General features: G+C 72.1%; 4 protein-coding genes. 3 read left to right on the forward strand and 1 reads right to left on the reverse strand.

The window, feature by feature from the left end:
• Positions 1-582, reverse strand: a 582-nt coding sequence (locus L2I40_RS18015; protein WP_456305749.1) for a MutS N-terminal domain-containing protein, incomplete at its 3' end; no start/stop codon positions are given.
• A gap of 167 nt (positions 583-749) precedes the next feature.
• On the opposite strand from L2I40_RS18015, the gene L2I40_RS18020 reads away from it, so the two are divergent.
• The 3 genes from L2I40_RS18020 to L2I40_RS18030 all read left to right on the forward strand — a co-directional run bounded on the left by L2I40_RS18020 (position 750) and on the right by L2I40_RS18030 (position 5,238).
• The gene (locus L2I40_RS18020) at positions 750-2,324 is read left to right on the forward strand and encodes an ABC transporter substrate-binding protein (RefSeq protein WP_237216577.1); all 1,575 of its coding nucleotides are present in this window, start codon (positions 750-752) and stop codon (positions 2,322-2,324) included.
• A 136-nt stretch (positions 2,325-2,460) separates the two neighbouring features.
• Positions 2,461-4,770 (forward strand): NADP-dependent malic enzyme, encoded by a 2,310-nt coding sequence (locus tag L2I40_RS18025; protein ID WP_237216578.1) that lies wholly within the window; start codon positions 2,461-2,463, stop codon positions 4,768-4,770.
• Between the two features lie 30 nt (positions 4,771-4,800).
• A complete protein-coding gene (locus tag L2I40_RS18030) occupies positions 4,801-5,238 on the forward strand; it encodes a DUF488 domain-containing protein (RefSeq protein WP_237216579.1) in 438 nt (145 codons plus the stop codon).
• Positions 5,239-5,673 lie beyond the last annotated feature (435 nt).

Below are 5,673 nucleotides of genomic sequence, written 5' to 3' on the forward strand. Positions count from 1 at the left end.
CGGGGCGAGGCGGACGGCGATGCGGCCGGCGAGGCGGCGGGCGAGTTCGGGTTCCGCGGCCAGCCCTTCCGGCACCACCGCCTCGGCCGGTTCGAGCCGGGCGAGCAGCGCGCCGAGGCCGTCGCGGGGCAAGGCCGCGGTCGCGAAGCTGCCGGTCGAGACGTCGAGCCAGGCGGCGCCGAGCCCTTCGCCGGTCTCGGCCAGCGCGAGCAGCCAGGCGGGGCGCGCGGCCTCCAGCAGCCCGTCCTCGAAGACGGTCGCGGGGGTCACGATGCGGACCACTTCGCGCCGGATGGTCGGCGCCTTGCGGCGCTTCGCCTCCTCCGGCGTCTCCATCTGGTCGCAGATCGCGACGCGGCGACCGGCGCGGATCAGGCGCGCGAGATAGGCGTCGAGGGCATGGGCCGGCACGCCGGCCATCGGCACGGGCTGGCCACGATGCTCGCCGCGGTGGCTGACCGCGATGTCGAGGATGACCGCCGCCTCCTCGGCGTCGGCGAAGAACAGCTCGAAGAAGTCGCCCATGCGGAAGAAGACGAGGGCGTCGGGATGCGCCGCCTTGGCGGCGAACCACTGCGCCATCGCAGGAGTGGCGCCTTCGGCGGGGGGGATCCGGTCGGACACGCGACGTGGTTAGCGGGTCGCGGCCTTTCCGCGAAGCCTGGACGCGGGCGGCGCAGCACGGGCAGGCTGCTTCCCAGGGAGAAAACCGGCCATCGCCTGAGGCCGCCAGGATTGGGGAAGCTGCCATGAGACGCCGTGACATCCTTGCTGCTGCCGCCGCGCTGCCGCTCGCCGCACCCGCCGTCGCGCAGAACACGCGGGCGGCGACGCTCCGGATGGTGCCGCAGGCCAATCTCGCGGTGCTCGACCCGGTCTTCACCACCGCGACGGTGACCGGCAACCACGGCTTCTACGTCTTCGACACGCTCTACGGCGTGGACGAGCAGCTGCGGCCGAAGCCGCAGATGGCCGAAGGCCACGAGGTCTCGGCCGACGGCCTCACCTGGCGCATCCGGCTGCGCGAGCGGCTGCGCTTCCACGACGGCTCGCCGGTGCGCGCGGTGGACTGCATCGCCTCGCTCCAGCGCTGGTGCGCGCGCGAGCCCTTCGGGCAGTTGCTGGCGCGGCAGGCGGTGGAGTGGTCGGCGCCGGACGACCGCACCATGCTCATCCGCCTGCGGCGGCCCTTCCCGCTGCTGCCGGATGCGCTGGCGAAGCCCGACGCCTCGGTGCCCTTCATCATGCCGGAGCGGATCGCCCGCACCGACCCGAACCGCGCCATCACGGAGATGGTCGGCTCCGGCCCCTACCGCTTCATCGCCGGGGAGTTCAACTCGGGCAGCCGGGTCGTCTACGAGAAGTTCGACGACTACGTGCCGCGGCAGGAGGCGCCGACCTGGACCTCCGGCGCCAAGGTCGCGCATTTCCGCCGCATCGAGTGGCACATCCTGCCCGACGCCGCGACGGCGGCGGCCGCGCTGCAGGCCGGCGAGGTGGATTGGTGGGAGCGCCCGCATCCCGACCTGCAGGCGCTGCTCGCCCGCTCGCGCGACATAAGGCGCGAGGTGACGGACACCGCGGGGCGCATGGCGGTGATGCGGATGAACTGCCTGCATCCGCCCTTCGACGATGTCCGCATCCGGCGCGCCGTGCGGCTGTCCGTCGCGCAGGAGGAATACATGCGGGCCTCGCGCGGCGGCGACGGCCCGGACTGGGCGGTCGGCCGCAGCCTCTGGCCGCGCCATACGCCCTATTTCGAGGATCTCGGCGCTGCGGTGATGCCGGGCGACCTGGAGCGCGCCCGGGCTGCGCTGCGCGAGGCCGGCTATGCGAACCAGCGCGTCGTCATCATCAACCCGACCGACTTCCCGGATATCGGCCCGCTCGGCCAGGTCAGCGCCGACCGACTGCGGCGGATCGGAATGAACGTGGAACTGGCCGAGAGCGACTGGGGGACGGTGGTGCAACGCCGGACCAACCGGGAGACCGTGGAGCGCGGCGGCTGGTCCATGCTGCACACCACCGGCGGCGCCTCGGCCTGGGCGAATCCGGCGATCTCCTTCCTGGTGCGCGGCCAGGGCGCGCAGGGCTGGTTCGGCTGGTGGCGTAGCGAACGGGCCGAGGAGCTGGCCGAGGCCTGGATCGAGGCGCCGGACGAGCCGCGGCAGCGCGCGCTGGCGAGCGAGCTGGGCCGGCTGGCGCTGGACGAGGCGGCCTTCGTGCCGCTCGGCCAGTTCGTGATCCGCACCGCCTTCCGGCGCGACATCACCGGCATCCTGCCCGGCTCCTCGCCCTATCCCTGGAACGTGCGGCGCGCGTAGGGATCAGGCCTGCGGCGCACGTCGGGATCGAGCCTGCGGCGCATGTGGCGGCCCGCCCCTCGCAGCTGCGAAGCCCCCGGCTTCCGCTCTCCGCGCCATGGCCGCATAAGGGGGCGGTTGGGGAGAACCAGGGATTATGGACGACGCGCGCAAGGCGCCCGGCGAGGCCGTGGCCGACACCAGGACGGCCCGCATCACCGCGGAAGAGGCGCTCGCACTGCATTCGGAAGGCCGGCCGGGCAAGCTCGAGATCCGGCTGACCAAGCCGCTGACCACGGCGCGCGACCTGTCGCTCGCCTACAGCCCGGGCGTCGCCGAGCCGTGCCTGCACATCGCGCGCGACCCGGCGCTGGCCTACGACTACACGTCGAAGGGCAACTTCGTCGCCGTCATCAGCAACGGCACCGCGGTGCTCGGCCTCGGCAACCTCGGCGCGCTGGCGTCGAAGCCGGTGATGGAGGGCAAGGCGGCGCTGTTCAAGCGCTTCGCCGACGTGGATTCGATCGACCTCTGCGTCTCGACCGAGGACGTGGAGGAGTTCGTCAACGCGGTGCGGTTCCTGGGGCCCAGCTTCGGCGGGATCAACCTCGAGGACATCAAGGCGCCGGAGTGCTTCGTCATCGAGCAGCGCCTGCGCGAGCTGATGGACATTCCCGTCTTCCACGACGACCAGCACGGCACGGCGATCGTCGCGGCGGCGGGGCTGATCAATGCCTGCCACCTGACGGGGCGCGACCTGAAGGAGGTGAAGCTCGTCATCAACGGCGCCGGCGCCGCGGCCATCGCGTGTGCCGAGCTGGTGAAGGCGATGGGAATCCGGCCGCAGAACGTCATCCTGGCCGACACCAAGGGCGTCATCTACCGCGGCCGCACCGATGGCATGAACCAGTGGAAGTCGGCGCATGCGGTGGAGACCAAGGCGCGCACGCTGGCCGAGGCGATGGAAGGCGCCGACTGCTTCATGGGTCTCTCTGTGAAGGGCGCGGTGACGCCGGCGATGGTTCGCTCCATGGCGGCGCATCCGATCATCTTCGCCATGGCCAATCCGGATCCGGAGATCACGCCGGACGAGGCGCGCGCCGTCAGGCCCGACTGCATCATCGCGACGGGCCGCTCGGACTATCCGAACCAGGTCAACAATGTCCTCGGCTTCCCCTTCATCTTCCGCGGCGCGCTCGACGTGCGGGCCAGCACGATCAACGACGCGATGAAGGTCGCGGCCGCCGAGGCGCTGGCGATGCTGGCGCGCGAAGACGTGCCGGAGGAGGTGGCGGGTGCCGGCGCCGGCAAGTCGCTGCGCTTCGGGCCTGAGTACATCATCCCGAACGCCTTCGACCCTCGGCTGATCTCCCGCGTCTCGCCGGCCGTCGCCAAGGCGGCAATGGACAGCGGTGTGGCGCGCAAGCCGATCGCCGACCTGACGCGCTATGCGCGTGACCTCGCCAACCGGCTGGATGCGACCGCCGGCGCGCTGGAAGCCATTGCGGAATCGGTCCGCAACAACCCGAAGCGCGTCGTCTTCGCCGAGGGCGAGGAGGAGAAGGTGATCCGCGCCGCGATCGCCTATCGCAACGCGGGCTACGGCACGCCGGTGCTGGTCGGGCGCGAGGACCGGATCAACGCCGTCGTCGTCGCGCTCGGCATCCCGATGCCGGAGGGCATCGAGATCCAGAACGCGCGGGTGTCGGAATCCACGCGCCGCTATGCGGAGTTCCTCTATGCCCGCAAGCAGCGCGACGGCTTCCTGCTGCGCGACTGCCAGCGCCTGGTGAACCAGGACCGCAACGTCTTCGCCGCCTGCATGGTGGCCTGCGGCGATGCGGATGCGATCGTCACCGGCACCACGCGGTCCTTCTCGGTCGCGATGGAGGGCATCTCCATGGCGATCGACCCGGTGCCGGGGCGGTCGGTGTTCGGCGTGTCCATCGTCGTCTCGCGCCGCGCGGGCACGGTGCTGGTCGCCGATACGGCAATCCATGAGCGGCCGGATGCCGAGACGCTGGCGGCGATCGCGCGCGGCTCGGCGGCGGCGGCGCGGCGGCTCGGGATGGAGCCGCGGGTGGCGTTCCTGTCCTTCTCCACCTTCGGCGATCCGAAGGGCAGCATCCCCGGCAGCATCCGGGAGGCGGTGAAGCTGCTGACGGAACGCGGTGCCGATTTCGAGTTCGACGGCGAGATGGCGGCGGATGTCGCGCTCGATCCGGCGCTGCGGGCCGCGCTCTATCCCTTCTGCCGCCTGACGGGTCCGGCCAACGTGCTGATCATGCCGGGGCTGCACGCAGCCCATGTGCTGACGAAGTCGGTGCCGAAGCTGACCAGCGCACAGGTGATCGGCCCCCTGCTGACCGGGCTGACGCATCCGGCGCAGATCGTGCCGATGGGTGCCGGGGTGAACCAGATTCTCGACGTCGCCTGCCTCGCCGCACATGCGGCGGCGACCAGGTGATGGCGCACGCGGCGGCGAGCCGGTGACGGCGTGAGCGAGGCTCCGGCGGTCGCGACCATCGGCTACGAGGGCGCGACGCCGGACCGACTGCTCGCCGCGCTGAAGGCGGCGGGGGTCGCGACACTGGTGGATGTGCGCGCCATCGCCGCCAGCCGGCGGCCCGGCTTCGCGAAGCGCGCGCTCTCGGCGACGCTGGAAGGGGCCGGGATCGGCTACCTGCACCTTCGCGCCTTGGGTACGCCGGCCGCTGGGCGCGCGGCGGCGCGGGCCGGCCGCCCGGCCGAGATGCGGCGGATCTTCGCGGCGCATCTGGCGGGGGTGGAGGCGCAGGCTGCGCTGGCGGAGCTTTCGGCGCTGGCGCGGCGGCAGCCGGTCTGCCTGCTCTGCCTGGAGGCCGATCCGGCGCAGTGCCATCGCACGCTGGTGGCGGAGGCGGTCGGCCTGCCCGTGCGGCACCTCGCGCCCTGAGCCCGTGAGGCGGCGTCAGCGCCCCCGCATATAGGCGCGTTCGGGCCTGTAGCGCAGGCGCCGCCGCAGCGTGGCGGCCAGGGAGCGGAACAGGCGACGGATCGACTCGGTCATGGATACCGCACCGAACAGGGAAAGGGTGAAGCCGTCCTGGCGGGCGATGCGCGCGAGCGACCGTCCGCGTCGCAGTCTTGGACGTGCGGCTTGACCCGAGGTTGACGCGGTCGCGGCTTTTTCAGGGCAGAACGAAACGCAAGGCGGGCCGGTGTGGCCCGCCGACTACAGCCTGCGCTGCCGCACGACGGGCCGTGCGCTCATCGCTGGCTGCCCCCCCCGGCACCCTGCCGCGGCTTCGCCGCGGCAGGAGGAGCCACGCCGCCCAGGAACGACGCCCTGGCGAGGTCGGAAGAGCTCACGCCTGAACTCCAGGCTGTT

Source organism: Falsiroseomonas oryziterrae (assembly GCF_021864505.1).
In the GTDB taxonomy this organism is placed as follows: domain Bacteria; phylum Pseudomonadota; class Alphaproteobacteria; order Acetobacterales; family Acetobacteraceae; genus Falsiroseomonas; species Falsiroseomonas oryziterrae.

Coding starts and splice junctions, on each gene's coding strand:
- L2I40_RS18020 (WP_237216577.1), top strand. CDS start 750: ATGAGACGCCGTGACATCCTTGCTGCTGCCGCCGCGCTGCCGCTCGCC.
- L2I40_RS18025 (WP_237216578.1), top strand. CDS start 2,461: ATGGACGACGCGCGCAAGGCGCCCGGCGAGGCCGTGGCCGACACCAGG.